Annotated in this window: 28 protein-coding genes; 18 read left to right on the top strand and 10 right to left on the bottom strand. The window is 63.5% G+C overall.

The window, feature by feature from the left end:
* The first annotated feature begins 156 nt into the window (after positions 1-156).
* The 6 genes from J2X92_RS03250 (at position 157) to J2X92_RS03225 (ending at position 5,534) form a co-directional block, all read left to right on the top strand.
* Positions 157-579 (top strand): RidA family protein, encoded by a 423-nt coding sequence (locus J2X92_RS03250; RefSeq protein WP_307573324.1) that lies wholly within the window; start codon positions 157-159, stop codon positions 577-579.
* 129 nt (positions 580-708) lie between these two features.
* On the top strand, positions 709-2,523 hold the full coding sequence (locus J2X92_RS03245) for a 3'-5' exonuclease (RefSeq protein WP_307573323.1): 1,815 nt from the start codon (positions 709-711) through the stop codon (positions 2,521-2,523).
* A gap of 125 nt (positions 2,524-2,648) precedes the next feature.
* Positions 2,649-3,035, top strand: a complete 387-nt coding sequence (locus J2X92_RS03240; RefSeq protein WP_307573322.1) for a hypothetical protein — start codon at positions 2,649-2,651, stop codon at positions 3,033-3,035.
* Positions 3,032-3,646: a BRCT domain-containing protein gene (locus J2X92_RS03235; RefSeq protein ID WP_307573320.1), complete on the top strand. Its 615-nt coding sequence runs from the start codon at positions 3,032-3,034 to the stop codon at positions 3,644-3,646. The genes J2X92_RS03240 and J2X92_RS03235 overlap by 4 nt, the downstream gene beginning before the upstream one ends.
* A gap of 103 nt (positions 3,647-3,749) precedes the next feature.
* Positions 3,750-4,574: a hypothetical protein gene (locus tag J2X92_RS03230; protein WP_307573318.1), complete on the top strand. Its 825-nt coding sequence runs from the start codon at positions 3,750-3,752 to the stop codon at positions 4,572-4,574.
* Positions 4,575-4,985: 411 nt separating this feature from the next.
* Positions 4,986-5,534 carry a hypothetical protein gene (locus J2X92_RS03225; RefSeq protein WP_307573317.1) on the top strand — a complete coding sequence of 183 codons (549 nt, stop codon included), beginning with the start codon at positions 4,986-4,988 and terminating at the stop codon, positions 5,532-5,534.
* 97 nt (positions 5,535-5,631) lie between these two features.
* On the opposite strand, the gene J2X92_RS03220 is transcribed toward J2X92_RS03225, so the two are convergent.
* Entirely contained in the window at positions 5,632-5,988 is a 357-nt protein-coding gene (locus J2X92_RS03220) for a cupin domain-containing protein (RefSeq protein WP_307573315.1), read from the bottom strand.
* Positions 5,989-5,990: 2 nt separating this feature from the next.
* Positions 5,991-6,689 (bottom strand): HAD-IA family hydrolase, encoded by a 699-nt coding sequence (locus tag J2X92_RS03215; protein ID WP_307573313.1) that lies wholly within the window; start codon positions 6,687-6,689, stop codon positions 5,991-5,993.
* Between the two features lie 411 nt (positions 6,690-7,100).
* On the opposite strand from J2X92_RS03215, the gene adh reads away from it, so the two are divergent.
* Positions 7,101-8,621 carry an aldehyde dehydrogenase gene (gene adh / locus J2X92_RS03210; RefSeq protein ID WP_307573311.1) on the top strand — a complete coding sequence of 507 codons (1,521 nt, stop codon included), beginning with the start codon at positions 7,101-7,103 and terminating at the stop codon, positions 8,619-8,621.
* 60 nt (positions 8,622-8,681) lie between these two features.
* Here the strand turns inward: adh and J2X92_RS03205 are convergent, their stop codons facing one another.
* A complete protein-coding gene (locus J2X92_RS03205) occupies positions 8,682-9,170 on the bottom strand; it encodes a DUF2231 domain-containing protein (RefSeq protein ID WP_307573309.1) in 489 nt (162 codons plus the stop codon).
* A 173-nt stretch (positions 9,171-9,343) separates the two neighbouring features.
* Here J2X92_RS03205 and J2X92_RS03200 point away from each other — a divergent pair, with 173 nt between their 5' ends.
* The 9 genes from J2X92_RS03200 (at position 9,344) to J2X92_RS03160 (ending at position 17,073) form a co-directional block, all read left to right on the top strand.
* The gene (locus tag J2X92_RS03200; RefSeq protein WP_307573307.1) at positions 9,344-9,757 is read left to right on the top strand and encodes a hypothetical protein; all 414 of its coding nucleotides are present in this window, start codon (positions 9,344-9,346) and stop codon (positions 9,755-9,757) included.
* A 117-nt stretch (positions 9,758-9,874) separates the two neighbouring features.
* Complete coding sequence (locus J2X92_RS03195) at positions 9,875-10,198, top strand: hypothetical protein (protein WP_307573306.1); 324 nt, start codon at positions 9,875-9,877, stop codon at positions 10,196-10,198.
* Complete coding sequence (locus J2X92_RS03190; protein WP_307573304.1) at positions 10,195-11,619, top strand: TolC family protein; 1,425 nt, start codon at positions 10,195-10,197, stop codon at positions 11,617-11,619. The genes J2X92_RS03195 and J2X92_RS03190 overlap by 4 nt, the downstream gene beginning before the upstream one ends.
* A 35-nt stretch (positions 11,620-11,654) precedes the next feature.
* Entirely contained in the window at positions 11,655-13,070 is a 1,416-nt protein-coding gene (locus tag J2X92_RS03185; RefSeq protein ID WP_307573303.1) for a multicopper oxidase family protein, read from the top strand.
* 59 nt (positions 13,071-13,129) lie between these two features.
* Positions 13,130-13,609: a cupredoxin domain-containing protein gene (locus J2X92_RS03180; protein WP_307573301.1), complete on the top strand. Its 480-nt coding sequence runs from the start codon at positions 13,130-13,132 to the stop codon at positions 13,607-13,609.
* Positions 13,610-13,639: 30 nt separating this feature from the next.
* Positions 13,640-13,978 carry a copper-binding protein gene (locus tag J2X92_RS03175; RefSeq protein WP_307573300.1) on the top strand — a complete coding sequence of 113 codons (339 nt, stop codon included), beginning with the start codon at positions 13,640-13,642 and terminating at the stop codon, positions 13,976-13,978.
* 566 nt (positions 13,979-14,544) lie between these two features.
* Complete coding sequence (locus J2X92_RS03170; RefSeq protein WP_307573298.1) at positions 14,545-15,555, top strand: hypothetical protein; 1,011 nt, start codon at positions 14,545-14,547, stop codon at positions 15,553-15,555.
* The gene (locus J2X92_RS03165) at positions 15,552-16,595 is read left to right on the top strand and encodes a hypothetical protein (protein ID WP_307573296.1); all 1,044 of its coding nucleotides are present in this window, start codon (positions 15,552-15,554) and stop codon (positions 16,593-16,595) included. The genes J2X92_RS03170 and J2X92_RS03165 overlap by 4 nt, the downstream gene beginning before the upstream one ends.
* A gap of 73 nt (positions 16,596-16,668) precedes the next feature.
* Positions 16,669-17,073 carry a hypothetical protein gene (locus J2X92_RS03160; protein ID WP_307573295.1) on the top strand — a complete coding sequence of 135 codons (405 nt, stop codon included), beginning with the start codon at positions 16,669-16,671 and terminating at the stop codon, positions 17,071-17,073.
* Between the two features lie 240 nt (positions 17,074-17,313).
* Here J2X92_RS03160 and J2X92_RS03155 read toward each other — a convergent pair whose 3' ends face one another.
* Positions 17,314-17,730 (bottom strand): hypothetical protein, encoded by a 417-nt coding sequence (locus tag J2X92_RS03155; protein WP_307573294.1) that lies wholly within the window; start codon positions 17,728-17,730, stop codon positions 17,314-17,316.
* A gap of 502 nt (positions 17,731-18,232) precedes the next feature.
* On the opposite strand from J2X92_RS03155, the gene J2X92_RS03150 reads away from it, so the two are divergent.
* Positions 18,233-18,733, top strand: coding sequence for an ABC transporter ATP-binding protein (locus J2X92_RS03150; protein WP_307573293.1), 501 nt, complete (start codon positions 18,233-18,235; stop codon positions 18,731-18,733).
* Between the two features lie 37 nt (positions 18,734-18,770).
* Here the strand turns inward: J2X92_RS03150 and J2X92_RS03145 are convergent, their stop codons facing one another.
* The 4 genes from J2X92_RS03145 to J2X92_RS03130 form a co-directional block, all read right to left on the bottom strand.
* Entirely contained in the window at positions 18,771-19,937 is a 1,167-nt protein-coding gene (locus J2X92_RS03145; RefSeq protein WP_307573291.1) for a mandelate racemase/muconate lactonizing enzyme family protein, read from the bottom strand.
* Positions 19,938-19,968: 31 nt separating this feature from the next.
* Entirely contained in the window at positions 19,969-20,670 is a 702-nt protein-coding gene (locus tag J2X92_RS03140; RefSeq protein ID WP_307573290.1) for an SDR family NAD(P)-dependent oxidoreductase, read from the bottom strand.
* Positions 20,660-21,631 (bottom strand): Bug family tripartite tricarboxylate transporter substrate binding protein, encoded by a 972-nt coding sequence (locus J2X92_RS03135; protein WP_307573288.1) that lies wholly within the window; start codon positions 21,629-21,631, stop codon positions 20,660-20,662. The genes J2X92_RS03140 and J2X92_RS03135 overlap by 11 nt, the downstream gene beginning before the upstream one ends.
* Positions 21,632-21,696: 65 nt before the next feature.
* Positions 21,697-22,635 (bottom strand): dihydrodipicolinate synthase family protein, encoded by a 939-nt coding sequence (locus tag J2X92_RS03130; protein ID WP_307573286.1) that lies wholly within the window; start codon positions 22,633-22,635, stop codon positions 21,697-21,699.
* Between the two features lie 111 nt (positions 22,636-22,746).
* Between J2X92_RS03130 and J2X92_RS03125 the strand changes: the two genes are divergently transcribed.
* A complete protein-coding gene (locus tag J2X92_RS03125; RefSeq protein WP_307573285.1) occupies positions 22,747-23,700 on the top strand; it encodes a LysR family transcriptional regulator in 954 nt (317 codons plus the stop codon).
* Between the two features lie 4 nt (positions 23,701-23,704).
* Here the strand turns inward: J2X92_RS03125 and J2X92_RS03120 are convergent, their stop codons facing one another.
* Positions 23,705-24,397, bottom strand: coding sequence for an aspartate/glutamate racemase family protein (locus J2X92_RS03120; protein WP_307573284.1), 693 nt, complete (start codon positions 24,395-24,397; stop codon positions 23,705-23,707).
* Entirely contained in the window at positions 24,394-24,867 is a 474-nt protein-coding gene (locus J2X92_RS03115; protein ID WP_093013092.1) for an Lrp/AsnC family transcriptional regulator, read from the bottom strand. The genes J2X92_RS03120 and J2X92_RS03115 overlap by 4 nt, the downstream gene beginning before the upstream one ends.
* Positions 24,868-24,921 lie beyond the last annotated feature (54 nt).

The raw sequence follows: 24,921 nt of genomic DNA, 5'->3' as shown, positions 1-24,921 counted from the left end.
TTTCTGGTTGCTTGCGCAGGGCGCGCAAGACACGTGCCACTTGCCACGCCCCAGAGTTGGCACGCAACTGGCTTGCCGTAGATGCTTGTCAAACTCCGGTGCGGGGGCGGCAGCCGCGCCCGATGCCGGCTGCCGCGGCCGCCTCAACCTGCCGCGATGTCTCCCATCTTTCACATGATCACCGGTGCACCAGAACCGGTTGCACCGTTCAGCCACGCGGTCGAAGCCGACGGTTGGGTTTTCGTCACCGGGCAGATGCCGTTCGTCGGCACCTCGCTGGACACGCCGTATCCCGAAGGCATCGCGGCGCAGACGCGCCAGGTGTTGAAGAACCTCCAGACGGTGCTGGCCGGTTGCGGCCTGGGCCTGGAGCATGCGCTGTCGGTGCGCGTGTACCTCACGCACTTCGACGAAGACTACGCGGCGATGAACGCGGTCTACGCCGGTCATTTCTCGGAAGGAAGGCGGCCCGCTCGAACCTGCATTGGCGTGACCGGCCTGGCGAAGGGCGCCCGCATCGAGATCGATCTTGTGGCCTGGCGCGGCAGCGCGCCGGCCGCAGCCGACCTGCCCGGCTGAAGCCAAGCCTTCAGCCCGTGCGCGGGGATGTGCCTCTGAATGTCGCTTCGGCGGTTGACCGTATCGACTTGTTACGGTAGCTTGTGGTCTTCCACTTGTCTCCGTCGACTGGCGGGCGACCCAATTTCAATGGCTGTCTTGATTCCCGCGTTGAGCACCTGCGTCGCCCGCATGACGTCCGGCGAGCGCCGCTTGGCGGAGCGCTTGCAGCAGAAACTCGACGAAGACTACCTGCTGTGGTTCGACGTTCCCATCGGGCCCAGGCAGTCCCACCCCGACTTCGTCGTGCTGCATCCTCGGCGCGGCTTGCTGATCGTGGAAACCAAGGACTGGCGCCTGGACACCATCCAGAAGGCCAGCCGCGGTGACTGGCTGATTGCGCCTGACGGCGTTCCCAAGAGCGTTCCGAATCCGATCGAGCAAGCCCGGCATCAAGCGTTGCAGGTCGTCGATGCCCTCAAGCGCGATGCGCAGCTGATCCAGCACGAAGGCAAGTGGCAGGGCATGCTGACTTTTCCGTGGAGCTACGGCGTCGTCTTCACGCGCATCACGCGCAAGCAGTTTGATGCCGCCGGTCTCGGAAGCGCGATCGAGCCCAACCGTGTGGTCTGCTCCGATGAAATGCTTGAGGACGCCGAGCCAGAGGCTTTCCAGAGCCGGCTTTGGGACATGTTTCCGCAGCTGATGCGCGGCACGCTGTCGCTGCCCCAGATCGACCGCGTACGTTGGAACCTCTTTCCCGAAGTGCGCGTCCCCGAGCAAGGCGCACTCTTCGACGATGAGGACGACAAGGCAGCCATCCCCGACTTCCTGCGTGTGATGGACTTGCAGCAGGAACAGCTGGCGCGCAGCCTGGGCGACGGCCACCGCGTGATCCATGGCGTGGCAGGGTCCGGCAAGACCATGATCCTGGGCTACCGCGCCGAGTACCTAGCCAAGGCCGCGACAGACATCCACAAGCCCGTGCTCGTGCTTTGCTACAACGAACCGCTGGCGGTAAAGCTGCATGCCACCATGCAAGCCAAGGCATTGGCAGACCGCGTCCATGTTCGCCACTTTCACAAATGGTGTCGGGACCAGCTGGTCGCGTTCGGCCAGCCGCTGCCGCCAAACGATCTTGCAGTGGGCGCAAAGATGGACCAGATGGTGCGCAACGTCATCGACGGCGTCGACCGCCAGATGATTCCGTCAGGCCAATACCTGGCGGTGCTGGTTGACGAAGGCCACGACTTTGCGCCCGAGTGGCTCAAGCTGGTCACCCAGATGGTCGACCCCACCACCAACAGCTTGCTGCTGCTGTACGACGATGCCCAGAGCATTTACGACAAACGCCGCGGCAAGCCCTTCAGCTTCAAGAGCGTCGGCGTGCAGGCGCAGGGCCGCACGACGATTCTCAAGATCAACTACCGCAACACTCGACAGATCCTGCAGACGGCGAGCGCGATGGCAACCGAGCTTTTGCGGCCTCAGGAGAAAGACGACGACGGCGTGCCGCTCGTGCAGCCCGTGAGCTGCGGCCGGGACGGACCGGAGCCCATCGTCATCGACCTGCCGAGCACCCGAGCGCAGGCCGACCGCATCGCGGAACTGATGGCGAGTGCACACAACGAAGGGCACGCCTGGGGCGACATGGCGGTGCTGTGCCGAAGCCGGACACTCATGGAGGAGTGCTCCAAGGCCCTGGACCGCCGCCGCTTGCCGCACAAGGTGCGCAAGGGCACGAACGATTTCGATCCCGCCGCCGACACCATCAAGGTGATGACGCTTCATGTCAGCAAGGGGTTGGAATTCCCGGTCGTCGCGGTAATGGGTGCGCGCCAGGCGGTGTCCGGCCAAGAGGTGCTCGACAAAGATGACGACGCATTGGAGGAGATGCGATTGTTCTATGTCGGCGCGACGCGTGCGACGTCTCGCCTCATCGTGGCCAACGCCATTCGGCAGTGACCAAGACCTACCTGCTGATTGATTTGCAGAACCGGCAACCTGCGCCGGAACATGATCGCGTATGAGCCGACCGCTAGGATTCATTCTGAATAGTTTTCTCGTATCTTCCCTCGAACGGAGCCAGCATGATCGTTGAATGCAGTTTCAACTCTGCCCCATCTCAGGGCGAGTCTTGGTCGGAACGATGGGGTGGTCCCGACAAAGGCCTCATCTGTTCTTGGCTTAGGGGAATCGAGAAGGCGCAAGAATCTCCCGAGCTGGCCGCGCAGGCTTCGCGTGGTGAATTACCAAGTCTGCCATGGGTGGGCGGAGGAAAAGCCATCAAAGCGGGCAAGCGTGTGGGAGCGTTGCACTATCTGGCCATGTGGCAAGGATTACGCGGTGAGGACCTCTCCATCAATCTTGCGGCCGGCGCCGTGCGCACATGCACTCTGACCGGTATGGCGGTTGCATTCACTGAGGATACCTCTGCCATCTGGAAGGCTGCTGGCGAACCGGGGGGCATCGAGTGATCAACATCTATCAGCGCCAGGCTAGTGCCTTCCGAAACGAGATGCGCACCTCATGTGCGGCGCTGGTCGGCATCGTCCAAGGCATCATGTCTGACGGACATCTCAATGACGCCGAAATCGCATTCCTCAAGTCATGGCTCACCGGCGCCGAAACAGTCGCCCTGACATGGCCAGGCACGGTGATCAAAGCCCAGGTTGAAAGCATTCTGGCAGATGGGCTTGTGACCGAGGAAGAACGCGGCCATCTCGCCGAGACCTTGCGTCAGCTGGTCGGCGGCAAGCTGGACGAAATTGCAGATGCTGGCTTCGTGACCGAGTTGCCGATCGATCGCCTTGAAGGGATCGAGATTCCTAACAAGCTCTTCTGCTTCACCGGTGACTTCGTTTTCGGGCCGCGCAAGCTCTGTGAGCAAGCCATTGAATCACGCGGCGGGGCTATCTCGGGCGTCAGCAAGAAGCTTCACTACCTTGTGGTCGGGGGCCTTGGAAGTGCGGAATGGAAGCACGGCAGCTTCGGCACCAAGATCGAGAAAGCCATTCAGCACAAAGAAGCCGGTGTGCCGCTGTTCATCGTGCATGAAGATACTTGGGCCGCTTCATTGCGCGGATGACATCTATGGCCACCCGCATGAGCCTGCCGCAGAGTAGGACCAGACGTTCATCCGTGATTACCGCGACTAGGCCCGGCGGGCTTCATATCACCTGCTTTTTCCCATGACTTCCAATTTTAGAACTGCTTCCGCCAAGGAATTACTTCAGGGCATCAACGCCTTGCTCAACGCGAATGCGCTTTACGCGATCTTGATCCAGATGGGCCTGGCAGAAGAGGCCGAGTACAGATCGAGCACTGGAAGCGGAGAGATCAAGAGCTACACCCGGCTGACCGAAGCTGGCCTTCTCTACGGCAGGAACAAAGAAAGCGGCTTCTCCGCAAGCACAACGATGGTGTTTTACGAGAGCGCATTTCTTTCTCTCTACGCTGCAGCCTGCCAAGAGGTATCAGGGCACGCGTTATCGCTGATGCCTGCGTCCCGCTTAGACGATGTGACCAAACCCTCGGCTGAAGCCGAATTGGGCGAAACACCCACTACAGCAAATCCCACCAAGAAGCGGAGCAGGTCGCAGCAGATACCGGATCCGGCCGCACTCTTTGTTGAATGGAGCTATCCCATCGAGCGTCACCATTGGGGGACCTTGGGGGTGACCATGCGAACTTTCGTGAAGCAGAAGAAACCATACACGGCTTGGGCGGTGGACACGCCGCCAATCTACAACTTCGAGCAGGGCTACATTTTTTACTCCATTGACGGCACTCGCTACCTCCAGATTGCCTCCGTAAACAGCGAAGACTTCGAAGTTCATACCGGGCTGGGCGGAGACGACCGACGTGGTTACAGGATTAATGAAGAGGAGCTAGTGAAATGGCTGAAGTTCGGGGAGGCTCCGCCCGAGGATCGCCGCCTATTTAAGGGCGAAGGGAAAGCAGGCGCTATGGCTTGGTTGGTTTTGAGCCCAGACCAAGATCAACCGGCTGAGTAACTATAGAAACCTCGACGGCTTTCGGCCAGCCGATGAGGTGGAGAATAGGCTAGGGCCTTAGACCTCGTTGGAAAGACGTGCTGTGAGTAACGCAGGCAATTGCGAAAAGACTGAGAGTAAATGCGAGTCCTGGCATCGGCGGGCCGACCGATTGCCGAGGCGCTGCATGCTTGGATGATCGCCCAGCGTCTGAAGGTTCCGGACGGTTCAGCGACGGCAAAGGCATTGAACTGCTGTCCTAAGCGCTGGGCACAGCGGCATTGACGAACTGCTGCCACATCGCTGGTGGCCCAACCATACGGCGTGACCCTCGGCGCGGGCGCTTGCCTTAGCATTGGACCCTGCGCGGCCATCGGCTCGCAGTCAGGCGCGATCGTCAGCGACCGACGAAGTTCGAATCAGAGTGCGCTCATGACTTACCGCCCGATGTTCCCCGCTGTGCTGTGGCCAGCCGCATCAACGCTGCTACTCGCGCTTCCCGACGCGGAGCTCGCACCATCCACGGACGGGTTCACCGTCCTCGTGCAGGGCGAGCAGTTGTCTGTTCCATACCGCGTCTACTACGCACCGCAAAACCTTCAATCGGTCATCGCGCGTTCGAGTGGCGACACTCGAACGCTCGCGCTCTGCCTCGGCACCAGGCATTGGAATGGCTATGTTCGCGAGGATTGCCTGCGACAGCTCATCGGCAACGATCGGCCATGGGTTGTTCCATTCGTCGTTCAGCTTCTGGGTGAATATGTCATCGAGATCGTGGAAGCGATTGCTGCCGCTGTCTCTGACGCCGACCCCGACCCGCTCTCTGCATTCGCACGCGAGAACCCCGACTTTATGGCGACCACAAGACGGCGGGCTACGAGCTACTGGGACTGCTACTACCGAAGGCGCTTCCCAACGCTGCAGTCCTACCCGGCCTTCGTTGCACTCGAAGCGATCGAAAGAATGTCCCGCGCATCGTAGTCATCTGCTGACGTCAAGATGCCCGAGTGCACCGTCCGCGGCTAACGGACCGGATCACGAACGCTGCAACGCCATTCCACGACGCGACGATAGAAACCTACATCGCCATCACAACAAACACCTTACGCACGGTCTCTTGCACCTGCCACTCCCCAGTGGTATTCGCCGGAAAGAACAGCGTGTCGCCCGCGCGAATTTCCAATGGCTCCTCGCCCGTCGGCGTGAAGGTGCCGGCGCCCGCGAGGATGTGCATGACCTCGGCATTGGGCAGCTGGCGCTCGAAGCGGCCGGGCTCGCATTCCCAGATGCCGCTGTCATTGCCTCCCGCACCCGCGAGCTCGACGTCGATGCCGCGCAGGCGGCAGGGCGGCTGGGTGAGCGGGCGCGCGGGCGTGCCCTGGTCTTGCAGGCCGCCGATGGTGGCGGACTGATGGAGAACGGTGATGCCGGTCATGGTCAGCGCCCCGCCTCGACGGCGTCGGCCAGCTCGGCCAGCGTGTGGAAGTGGTAGTCGGGTTCGGTGCGCTTCGACTCGATGGTGCCGCCCGACCCTTTCTGCGCGTGTCGGCGCTCGATCCAGCAGGTGGCGATGCCCAGCTGTTTGGAGATGCCGATGTCGTGGTACTGGCTTTGCGCCACATGCAGGTTGTCGGCCTGCTTGTAGCCCCATGCGCCTTCGAAGCGGCCGCGCGCATAGGCGAAGTAGCGCGCATCGGGTTTCTCGCACAGCGCATCGTCGCAGCTCAGCAGCATGTCGAAGGGAGAGCCGAGCGTCTTGTTGAAGTGCGCCAGCGCCCAATGCTGCGCGTTGGTCATCGTCACCAGCTTGAAGCGCTTCTTCAGCCGCTTCAATGCTTCGACCGAATCCGGAAACGCCGGCCACTGCGCGACGGAATCGCGCAGGCCTTGTGCAAGCGCATCGTTGTCGGGCAGGCCGAGTGCGGGTGCGATGACGTGCCAGCAGCGCTCCAGGTCGTCGGGGTACCAGCCCGAGTTGCCGTCGGCGCGGGCAACGCGGTAGGCGGCCAGAAAGTCGTCGTCGCTCACGGCGGCATCGGGCACCGCCGAGCGCAGGTAGGCGAGCATGCCGCCTTCGAAGTCGATCAGCGTGCCGACCACGTCGAAGGTGAGGACCTTGAAATCTTGCAGGGACATACGAGGGGAACTCCAGTGAGAAGGGGAGGATGGCGCCGCAGCGGCCACAGGTGAGGAGGTGTCGTGCACTACAAGCATAGAAGCCACCCCACGCCCGTTCACACCGAATTGGGCTCGCGATCCAGCACAGGATTTCGCAGTCGCGCCGATGTCAGCATCTTCTTTGGCGCGAGGTCTCAGGTTTGAGCATGAGTGCAGTGTTGCACTGTCCCTTTTCGTGACAGGTGCGCGCCGCAGCACGCGCTTCTGTTGCGGTATGGCGCAAGAAACTGGCCCGGTCCACGTGCCAGGCAGGGCGAATCGCGGCCAAGCCCACGTGGCACGGCAAGTGCAATGCAGCACACCAGGGGCTGCGCTGCATCTGGTTTGCGCGGTCCCCTTCCACCCCTACTCAACGGAGACGAAAAGACCATGCGATACGCCAGCCCCAACACCCCCGGCGCGAAAGTCGACTTCAAGCCGGCCTACGACAACTTCATCAACGGCAAGTTCGTGCCGCCGCTGAAGGGCCAGTACTTCGACGTGATCACGCCGATCACCGGCAAGCCCTTCACGCGTGCGGCCCGCTCGGGCCCTGAAGACATCGAGCTCGCGCTCGACGCCGCCCACGCAGCCGCGGGCAAGTGGGGCCGCACCTCGCCGTCGGAACGCGCCAACGTGCTTCTGAAAATTGCCGACCGCCTAGAGCAGAACCTGGAGCTGCTGGCCTATGCGGAGACGGTGGACAACGGCAAGCCGATCCGTGAGACGCTCAACGCCGACATTCCGCTGACCATCGACCACTTCCGCTACTTCGCAGGCTGCCTGCGTGCGCAGGAAGGCGCCCTGAGCGAGATCGACGAGAACACCATCGCCTATCACTTCCATGAACCGCTCGGCGTGGTGGGGCTGATCATTCCATGGAACTTTCCGATCCTCATGGCCGCATGGAAGCTCGCGCCCGCCATTGCCGCGGGCAACTGCGTGGTGCTCAAGCCGGCCGAATCGACGCCCGTGAGCATCATGGTGATGGCCGAGCTGCTGGCCGACCTGCTGCCACCCGGCGTGCTCAACATCGTCAACGGCTACGGCCGCGAAGCGGGCATGGCGCTGGCGGGCAGCAAGCGCATTGCGAAGATTGCATTCACAGGCTCCACGGCCACAGGCCGTGTCATCGCACAGGCGGCGGCCGGCAACCTGATCCCGGCGACGCTGGAGCTCGGCGGCAAGAGCCCCAACATCTTCTTCGAGGATATTGCGGATGCGGACGACGACTTCTTCGACAAGGCGGTGGAAGGCCTGGTGCTGTTCGCCTTCAACCAGGGCGAGGTCTGCACCTGCCCGTCGCGCGCGTTGATCCAGGAATCGATCTACGACAAGTTCATGGCGCGCGCCTTGGAGCGCATCAAGGCCATCAAGCAGGGCGACCCGCTGGACACCGACACCATGATGGGCGCCCAGGCATCGGCCGTGCAGATGGACAAGATCATGAGCTATCTCGCGCTTGGCAAGGAAGAGGGTGCGCAGTGCCTCACCGGCGGCGGCCGCGCGCAGCTTGGCGGCGATCTCGCGGGTGGCTACTACATCCAGCCGACGCTGTTCAAGGGCCACAACAAGATGCGCATCTTCCAGGAAGAGATCTTCGGCCCGGTGCTTGCCATTGCCACCTTCAAGACCGAAGCCGAGGCGCTGGAGATTGCCAACGACACGCCCTACGGTTTGGGCGCCGGCGTGTGGACGCGCGACGGCAGCACCGCCTACCGCATGGGCCGCGCGATCCAGGCCGGGCGCGTGTGGACCAACTGCTACCACGCCTATCCGGCGCATGCCACCTTCGGGGGCTACAAGGAGTCGGGCATCGGACGTGAAACGCACAAGATGATGCTCGACCATTACCAGCAGACCAAGAACCTGCTGGTGAGCTACTCGCCGAAGAAGCTCGGGTTCTTCTGAGCGTGCAGAGGCCGCGCGCGCAAGTTTGGTTGCCGCGCGGCCTGCTGCAGGACAACGCAGCTACTTGCCTGTTTCCGTATGCGGCTTGCGCAACGAACTGGGCGCGTTCAAGTCGGCGTCCTCGTCGACGCCCACCGCGAGCCGGTCCACCAGTTCACCGCCCAGCCAAGCCGTGACCAGCGCAAGGGCTGCTCCTGCAAAGGCCCAGACCATCTGGCTTGGCACCGGCGCATAGTCGCGGTCGCGCAGCAGGAAGCTCAACGCGAAGAGAAGCAGCACCACCGCATTGCCGGCGCCGTGCATGGCGCCGATGCGCTTGGCGCGCGTGCCGGCCGGAATGCTCAGCCAATCGATGGTGCCGAAGGGCGCGGCCAGAACACCGCCCACCAAGCCGGCTGCGATCATCCAATACGACACGGCCGCCATGACCTGGCTCCGGCCCGCGAGATAGATCAAGTCGAAGACAACCGCCGTGGCCAGCAGCCCGAGTGGAAAAACCACGAGCATCTGATGCACGGAATGGCCGAGGAAACGAGCTTTTGCATGCATAGGATTACCTCCGTTGCCTGACTGACCCTTCATCTGAGCCACAACCACCGACATCCCGCGCGGGCCGGGGCCGCCAGTCGGGGTCGGTACTTTCCTACTAACGATGGCGCCGGCCGCCGACTGGATAGACCCACAGCGTAGACGGATGCACCGCTCTATCTACAATCGGGCACATGCACCGGGTTCGCCTTTTCGTCCTTTGGATCATGATGTTTGCCGTGCCTTTCCAGGCCTACGCGGCGGCAGCCATGTCCTTTTGCGGACCGGGGCAGGGCGATGCGGTGATGGCTGCAGCGTCCACCGCTGCGGCGTCGCATGGTGGCGGGCATGCGGATCATCGCCATCACCACGAAGTCGCAGCGCAAGACGCCAAGCAGCCCGCGCACGACAGCGCCGACGCCAGCGCGCATGCAGGGGCCGACTCCATGCACAAGTGCGGCACCTGCGGCGCCTGCCATGCCACGGCGCTGACCAGCACGCTGGAACTCGCAGTGTTCCAGGGCCTTCCCCGCGCCGATCTGGCCGAGCCCGCCACCACCGTGGCCACGGCCGTGCCTCGCCTTCTCGACAAACCTCCTCGCGCCTGAAGCGTTCGTGCGCCTGCGTGCGGCCCGGCCATGGGCTGCCGCGAGCGCGCATGCATCGCCTGCGTCATGCCCATTGGGCAGCTTCGACGCACTCGTTCATGAACACGCGAGGACGCCATGTTCCATTCATCGCCGGCCGGTTGGCTGGCTCTACTTTCCGCTTTTGCGGCATTGTCTGCAGCGGCGCAGCCCGCGCCGACGGTCCTGAACTACAAGTCCGCGCTCGAGGGCTACCGGCCCTTCGCCGACGAAAAACCAATTCCGTGGAAGGAGGCCAACGAAACGGTCTACCGCCGCGGCGGCTGGCAGGCCTACGCCAAGGAGGCTGCTGAGGGCGCGCCGCCGGCGGCCGCCGAATCGTCCAAGGGCGCAGCAGCGGATGCACCCGCCGCACATCAGGGCCATGCGATGCCGATGCCGGAGAAGAAGGAGCAGCCATGAAGCGCGCGTTGCGCCTTTCGGCTGTCGCCGTCGCGGCCGCCTTTCTTGCCGGCTGTGCTTCGGTGGGCATCGACGACGCCCTCAAGGACACGAACGCGCAGGCACAGCAGTTCACCGGCGGCAAGCTCGAACTCAGCCGCACGCAAGAGCAGCGGGACCGCCGCGCGGCGCTGTCGCAAGAGCTGCTGTCCAAGCCGCTGTCGCAAGGCGATGCGGTGCAGCTTGCGCTGGCCAACAGTCCGGCCGTGCAGGCCCTGGTCGCGCAGAGCTGGGGCGAGATGGCGGCGGCCAATCAGACGGGCCGGATGCTCAACCCGGTCTTCACTTTCGAGCGCATGCGCCTTGGCAGCGAACTCGAAATCGGGCGGCTGCTGTCCTTCGGCCTCGTCGACCTCATCCTGCTGCCACAGCGCTTGACCATGTCGCGCAGCCAGTCCGCAGAAGCCAAGGTGCAGCTCACCGGCGCCGTGGTGGACCAAGTGACGCAGGTTCGGCAGGCGTGGGTGCGCGCCGTTGCCGCGCAGCAGATGCTGCAGTACGCCGAGCAGGTCAACCGCTCGGCCCAGGCCAGCGCGGAACTCGCGCGGCGCATGCAGCAGATCGGCAACTTCAGCAAGCTCCAGCGGGCGCGCCAGCAGGTGTTCTATGCCGACGCGACCACGCAGCTGGCGTCCGCGCGGCACGCCGTCACTGCCGCGCGCGAGGAGCTGGTGCGTGCGTTGGGCCTGGACGATGCGCAGGCCGCAAAACTGGCCTTGCCCGATCGGCTGCCCGATCTGCCCAAGGCGCCGCGTGAGCCCAAGGAAGTGGCCGCCACCGCGACCGAGCAGCGCCTGGACGTGCAGCTGGCGCGTGCGCAGCTGGACGTGGCGGGCAAGTCGCAAGGCATCAATCTGCTGACGACCTTCATCGACGTGGAGGTGGGCGGCCGGCGCGACACGGTGTTCGACAACGCGGAAGGCACGAAGAGCACGCGACGCGGCTTCGAGCTCGACATCCGGCTGCCGCTGTTCGACTGGGGCTCGGCGCAGCGGGATGTGCTGAACGCGCAGTCGCTGGCCGCGGCCAACCGCTACGACGCGGCGGTGCGCGGTGCCTCGTCGCAGCTGCGCGAAGGCTACTCGGCCTATCGCACGGCCTACGACATCGCGCGGCACTACCGCGACGAGATCGTGCCGCTGCGCCAGGCCATGGCCGACGAGAACCTGCTTCGCTACAACGGCATGCTGATCGGCGTCTTCGAGCTGTTGGCCGAGGCGCGCGACCAGATCGCAAGCGTCACCAAAGCCATCAATGCCCAGCAGCAGTTCTGGCTGGCCGATGCCGCGCTGGCGGCCTCCGTGATCGGCAAGCCCATGGCCATGGGTGCTTCGACCGCCAGCGTGGGTGGCGAAGCCGCCTCCGCCGGCGCCGCCCACTGAGCGCATTGCCTGTGCCCATCAACGATTTGAACGACATGACCAACAGACGTAATTTTCTGAGCGGCGCGGGTGCCATCACTGGTGCCATTGCCGCCGCGAGCGTGAGCAAGGTGGCGACGGCCGCCTTGCCCGAGCCTGTCACGCAGACCACGCCCAACACCATGCCGCCGCTCGTGCCTTCGAGCGGGCGGCCCTACAACCCCGTGGTCACGCTCAACGGCTGGACGCTGCCCTGGCGCATGAACAACGGCGTGAAGGAGTTCCATCTGGTGGCCGAGCCCGTCGTGCGCGAAATGGCGCCTGGTTTCAAGGCCAACCTGTGGGGCTACAACGGCCAGTCGCCCGGCCCCACCATCGAGGTGGTGGAAGGCGACAGGGTGCGGATCTTCGTGACCAACAAGCTGCCCGAGCACACCAGTGTGCACTGGCACGGGCAGCGCCTGCCCAACGGCATGGACGGCGTCTCGGGCTTGACGCAGCCGCCGATCCGGCCCGGCAAGACCTTCGTCTACGAGTTCGTCGCGCGCCGGCCCGGCACCTTCATGTATCACCCGCATGCCGACGAGATGACCCAGATGGCCATGGGGATGATGGGCTTCTGGGTGACGCATCCGAAGGCCGAGCATCCGCTGATCGACAAGGTGGACCGCGACTTCGTCTTCTTGCTCAACGCCTACGACGTGGAGCCCGGGAGCGCCACGCCCAAGATCATGACGATGCTGGACTTCAATCTGTGGTCATGGAACAGCCGGATCTTTCCGGGCATCGATTCGCTCAACGTCAGGCTGAACGACAAGGTGCGCATCCGCATCGGCAACCTGACGATGACGAACCATCCGATGCATCTGCACGGGCATGAATTCCTCGTCACCGGCACCGATGGCGGACCGACGCCCAAGAGCACGCGCCACTACGAGGTGACCACCGACGTGGCGGTCGGCCAGATGCGCCAGCTGGAGTTCGTGGCCGACGAGGAAGGCGACTGGGCCTTTCACTGCCACAAGAGCCATCACACGATGAACGCGATGGGCCACGACGTGCCCACGCTGATCGGCCTCGACCACAAGGACATGGTCAAGCAGATCACGAACCTGGTGCCCGACTACATGGTGATGGGCGAACGCGGCATGGCCGACATGGGCGAAATGGAGATGCCGATTCCCGACAACACCGCGCGAATGATGACCGGCGAAGGACCGTTCGGATCGGTCGAGATGGGCGGCATGTTCAGCGTGGTGAAGGTGCGCAAGAACCAGAAGGCCGGGGACTATTCGAACCCCGGCTGGTTCAGGCATCCCAAGGGCACCGTGGCCTACGAATTCGATGGTTCGTTGCCCGAAACCTCGCGCCGGCGCGATGCCGGCGCGGCCGCGATGCCGGCGCAGAACATGCCCGCCAAGAACATCGAAGTGCAGGTCCGCAAGCCCGGCAGCGGCCACGCGGGGCACTGAGTTCATTTATCCATTTATCCGCATTTTTCTCTCTTCCCTCCAACTCTCAGAAGGAAACCATGAAGCACATCCTCCGCAACACCGCCTTCCCCGCGCTCCTCGCTTTTGCGGCCATAGCCGCCTCTGCCACCGGCAATCACGCCGGCGGCCATGGCGACGGCGACGAAGCCATCGGCAAGCCCGGCTCGGCCTCCAGAGCCATGCGAACCATCCACGTCGACATGACCGACGGCATGCGCTTCACGCCCGCCGACCTCCGCGTGAAGCAGGGCGAGACCGTTCGCTTCGTCGTCAAGAACTCGGGGCAGCTGAAACACGAGCTCGTGCTCGGCACCGAGAAGGAGCTCAAGGAGCACTACGAGGCCATGAAGAAGAACCCCGAGATGGAACACGCCGATCCGAACATGGTGACTTTGGCCGCCGGCAAGAGCGGCGAGATCGTGTGGCAGTTCACCAAGGCCGGCAAGGTCGATTTCGCATGCCTGCAGCCCGGCCACTACGACGCCGGCATGAAGGGTGCCGTGACGGTGGCCAAGTAAACCCGACAAGCTTTCAGGATAGACACATCTATGTCGAAGATTCGCTATTCATTCATGGCGGCCGTGGCCGCTTTTGCCTTTGCGGGCGCTGCCGAGGCGCAATCGTCCAATGCAGACGCGCCAGCCGTCGCGCAGCCCGCGGCCTCGGATCTCACCGATGGCGAGATCCGCAAGGTCGACAAGGACAACAAGAAGCTCACCATCAAGCACGGCCCGCTGAAGAGCCTGGACATGCCCAGCATGACCATGGTCTTTGCAGTGAGCGACGAGAGCGTGCTCGACAAGTTCCAGGCCGGCGACAAGGTGCGCTTCGATGCCGGAAAGATGGACGGCAAGATCGTCGTCATGCGCATTGAACCTGCGCCGTGAGCGTTTTCGGTAAACCTGATGCTGGGCCGCTGCTTGATGCGAAAACGAGGCACGGGTATGTGCCTTGCTGGCCCCGGCCTTGCCCGCCGTGGACGTAGCCCTTCAAGCAAAGCCTCTTCAAGTAAGACTTCCTTCTAAGTCCGGGTCCTTGCGCCGTCTCGCGACGTCAATGAACCCGGTTGCTTCGTGACGAACTTCCTCTGATTTCGCAGGACTCGCCGCCACAATTCCGACTCAAACAATACTTTGGCACAGGTGTTGTGCAATCTGCACAGGGCTCTGGCCTGGTGCGGTGTGCCGGTTTCCAAGAGGCACGAGTGTCCATTGCACGTGCGGAATCCGCGGAATACCTATGATTGAAACGAACTACATTCCCGAGACGGTTGAAGCCGACATGCCTCGTTCCGCTAGAGCTGGCCCGATGTTCGTCGAGGTTGGAAAATGGGAGGTACGAGCCATGTCCTCAGAAGACCCGAAGTGAACAACGGGCCGGCCAGTATCGGACATCCATCAGAACGCCAATGGCGAGTCCACGCACATACTGGCGCATTTACAGGGAGCCACGCATGATGTTTACTTCGGGCATTCGCAAAGCATTGCTTGGCGGATGCTTCTTGCTGGCTGAACTGCCTGCTTTCGCCCTGCCGCAGCTGCCGCAGAGTGCTCTGGATCTGAGCTACAGGATCGGAACGCCCGCTCTCCCAGTCGCTGCCTACCGGAATATCAGTGTTGCGGAATTCCGGTCGCTGGTGAGCAGGGCGTTTCAGAAGTCGGACTTCTCTTTCGTTGCCGCGGGTGAGCAGAAGAACAAGTCGACGGTCTTCGAATTCAAATTCAATGCCGATCCTAAGTTTCGGTTCGCTCCGATCGTTCTCGTATCTGCCGACGAGTTGCTCGATAGCAAGAAGAAGTGCAATCCATGCTTCTTGAGATTTGCCGAGATAAAAAATTCGCAAGTTGTGAAGACACTTCCGTGGATGGCTCAGTACGACCTTAGCGCGCAACTCGTGCCGGCGATCGACAATGCGTACTCGTCGATTGAGTCCGCCGGGCGTGAGTATCTCGACCCTTCGTTCGAGTTCAACTACAAGCGGCAATGGCGAGGTGAGCAGACCTTGTTCGGCAACTCCTTCGTCGGCCTCAGTTTGTCCGACCTCAAGGAAAATATTGTTCGCGCTTACCGGAGCGCTGGCTTCCTGTCTGTTGAAAGCGAGGCTCCTCCAAAGGCTTCCGAGCTCACTCTGACTTTCAGCTTTCCCGTGGATCCGGTCAAGGACGGCGGCGTGGTCTACAAGGTGACAATCTACAGCCAGTACGACGCAGACGGCCACTGCTACCCCTGCGAGGTCACCGAACATTACGATCCGTACCAGCAACTTCCCCCGGCGGGTTTGTCGGGCGTCCTGAGCCGTGCAACCCTGGAGTCGAGATTCACGGCAGCGCGGAATGCGGCATACGAAAGCATGCGTACCGACCTCGAGCGCTATCTGAGGTCTCGCTCCGTGTTTTCGTTACCTCCCAAACGAGCGCCCCTCGGATCGCCGCGGCCGCAACCGACTCCGATGGTCGTGACATGACCGTTCACGCGCAGCTTTCGTTGGGGAGCGCCACGAGCGCTGCGCGGCGCCAGGAGCACTGGCTCATCTTTGGCAACCTGTTCGCGGCGCTATCGGCCGGAGCGTTGGCATCGTGGTCCGCACCGATGATGCTGGCCATCCTCTATATCGATATATGGTTGCTGGCAAATCCTCATTTGGTTGCGACTTACACGCGCATCGGCGCGATCTCGTCGCGCATTCGCCGGCGTTGGGCTCTGATCGTTGTCGCACCAATCGCAATATTGGCGGGCTTGACGATCATTGCGCTTGCATATGAAGCGACTGGGCTGATTGCTCTTTATTTTGTACTTCAGACGTTCCATGTTTCTCGCCAGAGCTATGGAATCGCAAGACGTCATCACCGTCGGCTTCAGCGGCCTTATCAAGGCCTGGCCTATTTGCTGATTTATTTGTTTCCTGCGTGGGGATATTTGCATCGCAGTGCGCAGGCGCCCAGCAGTTTTCTGGGATACCCGATCTGGTTGCCACCCATCCCGCAGGAGTTGGCCTTTGCGGCAGGGGCCGCAGCCGTCGTTGGTGCATTGTGCTGGTTTGCATGCCTGTGGTATGCCAGGGGCGCGCGGCAGGCTGACGATCCTTTCAACAGCTTCGTGCTCTCCCATTTGGTGATTTCGTTGGTCGGCTATGTCTGGATCAGTGACATCACTGTTGGCTGGTTGGTGGTCAACGTTTGGCACAACATCCAGTACTTGATATTCGTCTATCGTCAGCGGCAGCCCGGAAGCACGACGGGAAAAAATAGGGATAAGTCAGACGATGCATTAGCACGTCGCAAGTCATTAGTGGAGGCTTTGAAGCCCCCAGCGATTTTTTTTCTGACGTGTTCAACCGCGGGAGCCATCTTGTACGCGGCCGCTGGCGGTGTCGGAGAAAGTCTTCTTTGGCTGGGGCTCCCGACCATTCTCATTGCGCACTTGGTCTTGAACTTTCACCACTACTTGGCGGACGGCGTGATTTGGAAGCGGCGTCGTGCTGGTGGGCATGATGGCGTTTCGTAGCCAAGAACATCTTGGACCGCTGAAACCGTTACAACCTCGGCGCCTTCCGTCGGCGCAATGAAAGGCATGACCCATGGGCGCCCCAATCTGGATCGGTGAAAACAAGGATTTGTGGATCACCAACGGGTTGAAGGACGCTTTCTGCGAGGTCCTCACGACTGTCGCAACCCTGGAGGGCCGGAATATCATGACCATCTATGAGGAAGCAGCCGGCGTGGCCGGCACCTACGGGGTCTCCGGGTTGGGCATCGATCTCGACGAATTCCACTCCTATCTCGGCGGTCCTGAAGGAGTCCGGCGCCACCTCGATGTCTGCCGTGCGCGGCTGAGCGAAGTCGCCGAGTCGTGCGGACTGACGCCAATTGGAGCCAAGAACGTGGCGCATGTACTCGCATGGGCGGCGCACATCATGGATGGGCATTCGATCCCCGAAGGCAGCAACTTCTACGAGGACTGGCCACCAGGCATGGAGAGTTGACGCGACTGCGCGTCGCTCAGGCGTCGTGCGATGACAGCGGTTTGGCATCGTCGATTGCTCTCAAGCGTTTGATCCCGTTGCCGCTACGCGGTCGGCAACTCGAACTAGCCTCCCTCGGTAGCGAAATATGGCGGCAGCGCTGAAGGTCCTCAGGCGCCCATCCAATCCTTGCGCAAATGAACTGAACTCCTTGGTCGACCACCGAAGTCTGCCCTGCCGGGCCAGAAACCGCGATTTTTGTCAAGATGGATCGGCCGGTGCTCCCAGTGCAGAGGCCTGGCGCTCAAACCAGGAAAGGAAGCCATCGCAGGCGCCCTCGACGTCTGTGACTGGCGCTGTCAGCACACGACAACCCTTCGAGCCCACGGGCTGATGGAGCACTTTCACGTGAATGCCGTCTGCGCAAAGAATAAACAGCTTGCCCTCGCCATCAAACATCTCTCCCCAGTTCGCGAGAAAGGTGAACCGGCCGTAGAGCAAGGCATCGTCGCCGTATTGCACGGGTGTTCTCTCATCCAAGACCTCGATACCGTCTCTGCAACCAAACAAGGCGATATCCAAGCGATGAAAGATGCTTACATCGTCAAGCGCATCAAACTCCCTCATCCACAACTTTGGCAAATTGGCTCGGAGTGCTTTGAACTGGATGTAGGGCATCCCACATTGCTTGTTCGAATAGTCTCCTATCGCTCTTCCGTCGCACCAAACGCGCATGCGACCCCAAACTCTCGACGGAGAGCTCAGGCCAGGCTCACTCATTGCCTCAATGGCGAAGCGTTGTGTTTGTCCAAATAGCATCTGAAGTAGTGTCCCCGAAACTCCTTGGATGATGGTGGCTTTCGGCCGCATTGGGGCACGTCGCTGAGCTCACTCAGGAAAAGGGAAGTTGCGAGTTCCGTATCCGCGGCAGCGGCGCCGGCTTGCTGCAAGAGGTTCCAACTACGCGAAATCCTTCCGTCGTGAAGAATTGCTTGCCCGCGCCTTTCAGTTATCCAGCAACCTGTTTCCTGATGCGCCTTTAGGGGTAGGCTCCCCCCGGATCTCGAAATCCAGGACGACACTGGCATTGAATCAGCGTCGTATCTCAAGAAGCACCCGGGCCCGATTGAAGGCACTCCACAGTTGGCCTGGAGCACTATAAAAAATCAGGGAACCCCTCATGAAGAAATGCAATGTCAGGCGTGCAGCCGCCGTACTGGCCGCGAGCGCTTGTGCGAGTCTTGGCGCCTTCGCCGCAACTCCGTCCGAGCCCACAGCCCAGGCCTCATGGGAGCTGGTGGTGGCCCCGTTCACGCATCATTGGCACAAGGATGCGGAGCACCGCGCGGTTGTCCTGCTCGGCCTGGAGCGGATTGCCTCCGATGGCTCGACGGTGGGCGGTGCGCTCTTCAGGAATTCTTTCGGCCAGCTCTCGGCCTATGCATATTACGGACACGAGTGGAACGATCTGCTGGGCTCCGACTCGCTGTATTTCAAGTTGTCCGGCGGCATCATCTACGGCTACCGCGGGCGCTTCAAGGACAAGGTGCCACTCAACGTCGGAGGCTTCTCGCCGGCCATCATTCCAGCCATTGGTTGGCGCTTGACGCCCAAGGACGCCATCCAGGCCGCGGTTCTTGGCAAGGCGGGCGTGACCTTCTCCTACGACCGCCGATTCTGATTCTGATAGCCAGTTCCCATCGACCGGGCATTGCAGCCTACTGCGCCAACGCGCGCATCTCGGCAATGAGATCGGCCTTGCCTTCGAAGCCGATGCCCGGCAGCGGCGGCAGCGTGACGTAGCCGTTCTGTACCTTCACGCCGTCGGGGAAGCCGCCATAGGGCTGGAACAGGTCGGGGTAGCTCTCGTTGCCGCCGAGGCCCAGGCCTGCGGCAATGGCCAGTGACATCTGGTGGCCACCGTGCGGGATGCAGCGCGAGGGCGACCAGCCGTTGGCCTTGAGCATGTCGAGCGTGCGCAGGTATTCGACGAGGCCGTAGCTCAGCGCGCAGTCGAACTGCAGCCAGTCGCTGTCGGGCCGCATGCCGCCGTGGCGGATGAGGTTGCGCGCGTCCTGCATCGAGAACAGGTTCTCGCCGGTTGCCATGGGTCCGGCGTACACCTCGCCGAGCTTCGCCTGCAGTTCGTAGTCGAGCGGGTCACCGGCTTCCTCGTACCAGAAGAGCGGGTATTGCGAGAGTGCACGGCCGTAGTCGATGGCGGTGGGCAGGTCGAAGCGGCCGTTGGCGTCCACGGCCAATTGCTGCCCGGGGCCGAGGATCTTGAGCACCGACTCGATGCGTTCGCAGTCTTCGGCGAGCGTGGCGCCGCCGATCTTCATTTTCACGACCGAGTACCCGCGCTCGAGGTAGCTGGTCATCTCGCGCTGCAGGCCCTCGACGCCCTTGCCGGGGTAGTAGTAGCCGCCCGCGGCATAGACGAACACGCGCGGGTCGGGCGTGCCGCTGCCGTAGCGTTCGGCCAGCAGCTGGTACAGCGGCTTGCCGGCGATCTTGGCAACGGCGTCCCACACGGCCATGTCGATGGTGCCCACGGCCACCGAACGCTCGCCGTGACCGCCGGGCTTCTCGTTGATCATCATGCGGGCCCAGATCTTGTGCGGATCGAGGTTGTCGCCGGTCTCGTCGAGGAGTAACGCTGGTTCGGCCTCGAGAATGCGCGGCAGGAAGCGCTCGCGGATCAGGCCGCCCTGGCCGTAGCGGCCGTTGGAGTTGAAGCCGTAGCCCACCACCGGCCGGCCGTCGCGGATCACGTCGGTGACCACCGCCACGAGGCTCAGGGTCATCTTCGAGAAGTCGATGTAGGCGTTGCGGATGTCCGACTTGATGGGGCGCGTGGACTCGAGGACGTTGACGATTTTCATGGTCGTTTGCAAAAGAAGATGAGTGAAACAGTCAGAGGTGCAGCGACGAACCGCCGCAGATGGCGATGTCCTGACCGGTGATAGCCGCTGCCGGCGCAGAGAGCAAAAAGGCGACCAGCGCGGCGATCTCGACAGGCTCGATGAGCCGGCCGATGGGGGGCAGGCGGGGTGCGCTGCCTGCGCGCGCCGGGTCCTGCAGCATGGCGGTTTGTGTTGCGCCGGGCGACACCACGTTGAGGGTAACGCCGCTCGCGGCCACCTCGGCCGCCCAGCTGCGCGCGAGCGCGATCAGCGCCGCCTTGGTGGCTGCGTACTGGCCGCGGCCTGGAAGGCCTTGGGCCACACGGCTGCCGATGAACACCACCCGGCCGCTGCCGCGTGCGGCCATCGCGGGCACGATCGCATCGGCCAGGCGCGTGGCCGCATCCACGTGCAGACGCCACATCAGTTCGCCGCCCGCATGGTCGAGCCGGCCGAGCGGGCCCACGCGCAACACCCCGGCCGCATGCACCAGCGCGTCGGCGTCTTGCAGTTCGGCTGCGGCACGCGCGATGGCGCCGGCCTCCGACAGGTCGACCGCCACGTGCGCGAAGCGCTTGTGCGAGAGCGTCGGCGCCGCAAGGTCGAGTCCGCTCACGCGCCAGCCGCCTTCGAGCAGGTGCGATGCGATGGCGCGGCCGATGCCGCCGCTGCTGCCCGTCACGACGGCGAGCGGGGCCGTTTCATTCGACACGGATGTTGCCCTCGACGATGATCTTCTTCGAACGCTCCATGTCGGCCTGCTGGAACTTCACGAAGTCGTCGACGCTGCCCGGCGTGAGCAGCAGCCCCTGTGCATTCAGCGTCTCGCGCATGTCGGTGGCCAGCGCCTTGTTCACTTCGGCATTGAGCCGCTGCGTGATCGCGGCCGGCAGCTTGGCCGGGCCCCACAGGCCGTACCAGCTGTAGAACTCGTAGCCTGGAATGCTCTCGCCCACCGTGGGCACATTCGGCAGGCTGGTGGCCCGCGCGGCCGAGGTGACGGCCACCACGCGCAGCATGCCGCTCTTGTGATACTGCAGCGAGCCGAGGATCGGATCGATGAAGCCGTCGATCTGCCCGCCGATCAAGTCCTGGAAGGCCGGCGCCGTGCCCTTGTACGGCACGATCAGGTAGTCGAGCCCGCCCGCACGCTTGAGCAGTTCCGTCGACAGATGGCCCGCCGAGCCGATCGAGCCGACCGCGAAGGTCATCTTGCCGGGGTTCGCCTTGGCATACGCGATGAGCGACTTGACGTCGGTGATCGGCAGGTTCTTGTTAATGGCGACCGACAGCGGCGCCTTGGCGACCAGCGCCACGGGCGTGAAGTCCCTGACGACTTCGTAGGGCACCGACTTCATCGTCATGGGTGCCGTCGTGAAAGTCGAGGCGTTGAACAGCAGCGTGTAGCCGTCCGCCGGCGCCTTCGACACCACGTCGGCGCCGATCACGCCGTTGCCGCCGGGCCGGTTCTCGACGATAAAGGGCTGGCCCGTCTGGTCGCCGAGCTTTTGCGCGAGCAGGCGGCCGACGGTATCGAGCGTGCCGCCCGGAGGGAACGGGATCACCATGCGCACCGGCCGGCTCGGCCAGGGCTGCGCTTGTGCAAAGCCTGGGGCCGCCGCGGCTAGCGCGAGGGCGGCGAACGTGGCGCGCAGGAAATGGTTGCGTTGCATGTCTCTTGTCTCCTTCTGGTTGTTCGGGCAAAGCACCGGCCACGGTGGGCCGTGCGCCTTTTTTCTCAGCGCTTCGAAAGGCCCGCCTGCGCGACCGCGGCCCGCAGCGCGTCCATCTCTTGCGCATTCGGCGCTTCGGTCGGCGGGCGCACCGTGGCGTTGGCGAGCACGCCGGCCAGGTACATGCCGCCCTTCATGCGCGCATGCGCCTCGCCCGTGGGTTCGCCGCCGCCGTACACTGCGTCCTTCAGCGGCGTGATGAGGGCCTGCACCGCCATGGCCTGCTTCAGGTCGCCGGCCTTGACCGCGTTCCACAGGTCGATGATCAGTTGGGGGATGAAGGTGGCAAAGCCGACCAGCGCGCCATCCACGCCCTGCACCATCGAGGCCAGCAGGTACTCGTCGTGGCAGGTCAGGATCGCCTTGGACGCATCGGCCTCGCGAATCGCCTGGATGTCGCGGGCGTACTTGTTCATGTCGCGCTGCCCGACCTTGAAAGCCTGCAGGTAGGGCAAACGGGCCAGCTCGGCCAGCAGCTGCGACGAGTAGGAGGCGCGGGTCCACGCCGGGTACACGTGGCAGACCAGATCCAGTTCCGGCGCGGCGCGGTGGATGGCCTCGAAGTACTGCAGCGCATGGCCGGGCGTGAAGCCGAAGCGCAGCCAGTGGTGCGGCGGCATCACGTCGAGCGCCACCGCGCCGGCGGCCGCGGCGGCCCGCGCATGCTCGGCGGCGTCGGCCAGACCTTCGCAGACGATCGACGAGATCACCGGCATGCGGCCGCGCAGTTCATCCGCCACGATGCGGGTGACCTCGGCCCGCTCGGCCGGCGTGAGCGAGAACACCTCGCCGGTGTGGCCGTTGGTCATGATCGCCACCACGCCGTCATGGCCGGCGAGCCAGGAGGCGAGCTTGCGCAGCGCCGGTTCGTCGATGCGGTGGTCGGTGGTGAACGGGCAGGAAATGGCGGGGATGATCCCGCGATAATTCGCGATGGAAGGCATGCTGTGTCTCCGTTTGTGGTTCAAGGTGCAGGAATGCGTGCATCTTTGCCGCCGGGCCAGGTACCGTCCAATACTCGAATCGCATACAACTATTCAACAGATCGCGCACGCATGGGCCCCGGCAACCGACCCCTCGATCTCGAATGGCTGGAAGATTTCATCGCCCTGGCCGAGAGCGGCAATTTCTCGCGCGCGGCGCAGGCGCGTTCGATCGCCCAGCCCGCGTTCAGCCGGCACATCCGCGCGCTGGAGGAATGGGTGGGTGTCGACCTGTTCGACCGCAGCGCGCACCCCGCGGCGCTCACCGCGGCGGGCAAGCGCCTCCAGCCGCTGCTTCAGGAGGTGCTGGCTGCGCTGGAAGCGGCCCGCATCAAGGCGCGCGCGGCGCACGACATGGCCGCGGCCAGCCTGAGCTTTGCCGCCACGCACGTGCTCTCGCTCACCTTTTTTCCGCGCTGGCTGGGCCGCGTGGAGGCGCGGCTGAGCCTGGGGCCGATCCAGACCATCTCGGACAGCGCGCAGGCCTGCGAAGACCTGATGCTGCAGCGCCGCGTGCAGTTCGTGCTGTGCCACGGCCATGCCGGGGCGCCGGGCCGGCTCGACGAGGCGCAGTACCCCATGCTGCGCCTGAGCGAGGACGTGCTGGTGCCCGTGGCGGCGCCCGATGCGCAGGGCGTGCCAATGCACGCGCTGGGCGCGGATCACGCGCCTTCGGTGCTGGCGTACAGCGAGGCGTCCGGCCTCGGCCGGATCATGCGGGCGATCCAGGACAGCCAGTTCGGCAAGGACTTCGCGCCTTCGCTGCCGGTGGTCTTTACGGCCCACCATGCCGTGCTGCTGCGCACCATGGCGCTTGAAGGGCGTGGCCTGGCGTGGCTGCCCATGAGCTTGGTCGCGGACGACCTGCGCAGCGGCGCGCTGGTGGATGCCGGCGCGGGCGGCTGGCGCGTGCCGGTGGACATCCGGCTGTACCGGCAGGCGGCCCACATGGCGCCCGTGGCGGAGGCGCTGTGGCAGCTGGTGGGCGATGGCGCGGACGCCAGCCAGGCAGGCCGCGGCGGCTGAGCGGTTAGCGCCGCGGATGCTGCGCCGCGTTCCCGGCGCACCACGCTTCCAGGATCAGGGTCTCGATGTCGTGCACTTTGCGGCCGACTGCGGCGGCCAGGCTTTCGCGGTAGGGCGGCATGTTCGTACATTCCAGCACGATGTTCTCGATGGTGGGCGTTGCTTCCACCAATCGCATGGCTGCGTCGATGACGTTGCGCTGCGCCTCGGCAAGGTCGAGCACGGTGTCGTTGTTCAGAATGCGGCGATGAAATTCGCAGCCCGGGCGCACGCCCGCGATGGGCGTTCCCGCGGGCACGCCGGCAGCCTGCAGAATCTGCGGGGTCAGCGATGCGGCATCGAAAGTGACGATGCCCGGGTTTGCATAGCGCCGCACCTGCAGCAGGCTCGAGGTCAGCACCGGCACCGGAACCGCCTTCGAAAGCTCGGCCTGGTAAGCCGCCAGGAAGCCGCAGCTGGTGGTGATCATCGAAGCGCCTTCCGCGACCAGCCGCACCGCGGCGTCGACGAAGGGCTGGATCAAGCGCGGATCGGCTTCCTCGACGATGCGCCGGGGCGAAGCGCCTTCCACGGTCAGGAAGCGCACCGGGATGCCCGCCCTCGCATAGGTGTCCGGATTGCCGACGTCGCCTGGCGGCCGCGGAAATCGCGTGTCGAGCATCAACACGCCCAGAAAGCCTGGCGCCGCAGCGGTCATGGGGCGGGCTCGGGAACTGTGGAGATCGCGCTTCGGCGGTCTATTTTCCGGCTCAGCACGATGGAGGTCTGCGTCTGGTTGATGCCGTCGAGCTGCCCGAGTTGGTCCAGCAGGATGTCCAGCTTTTCGGGCGTTTCGCAGCGCAGGAAGAGCATGTAGTCGAACTGGCCGCTCACCGCCGAAAGTTCCTCCACTTCCGGCACGCGTTCGAGCGCCCGGATCACGGCTGGGGCACTCTTCGCATTGACGCTAATGCCGCAGATCGCGCGCACCGCGGCATGCTCCAGCTTCTGTCCGAGCCGCACGCCGTATCCCGCAACCACGCCATCGCGTTCGAGCCGTGCAATGCGCGCGACGACGGTGGTGCGTGCGATCTTGAGCTTTCGCGCCAGGTTGGCGGCGGGCTCCCTGGCGTTTGCCTGCAGCAGGCTCAACAGGTGGCGGTCGAGGTCATCCAGTCTTCCATCCATCGCACTGCCTCCTCAAATTGGAAGTGATATGACCGGCATGCTACGGCAGTGCGC

It is taken from the genome of Variovorax paradoxus (genome assembly GCF_030811855.1).
Classification (GTDB): domain Bacteria; phylum Pseudomonadota; class Gammaproteobacteria; order Burkholderiales; family Burkholderiaceae_C; genus Variovorax; species Variovorax paradoxus_L.
The sequence above is the reverse complement of the archived record's forward strand: the minus strand, read 5'-3'. Positions and strand labels throughout refer to the sequence as shown.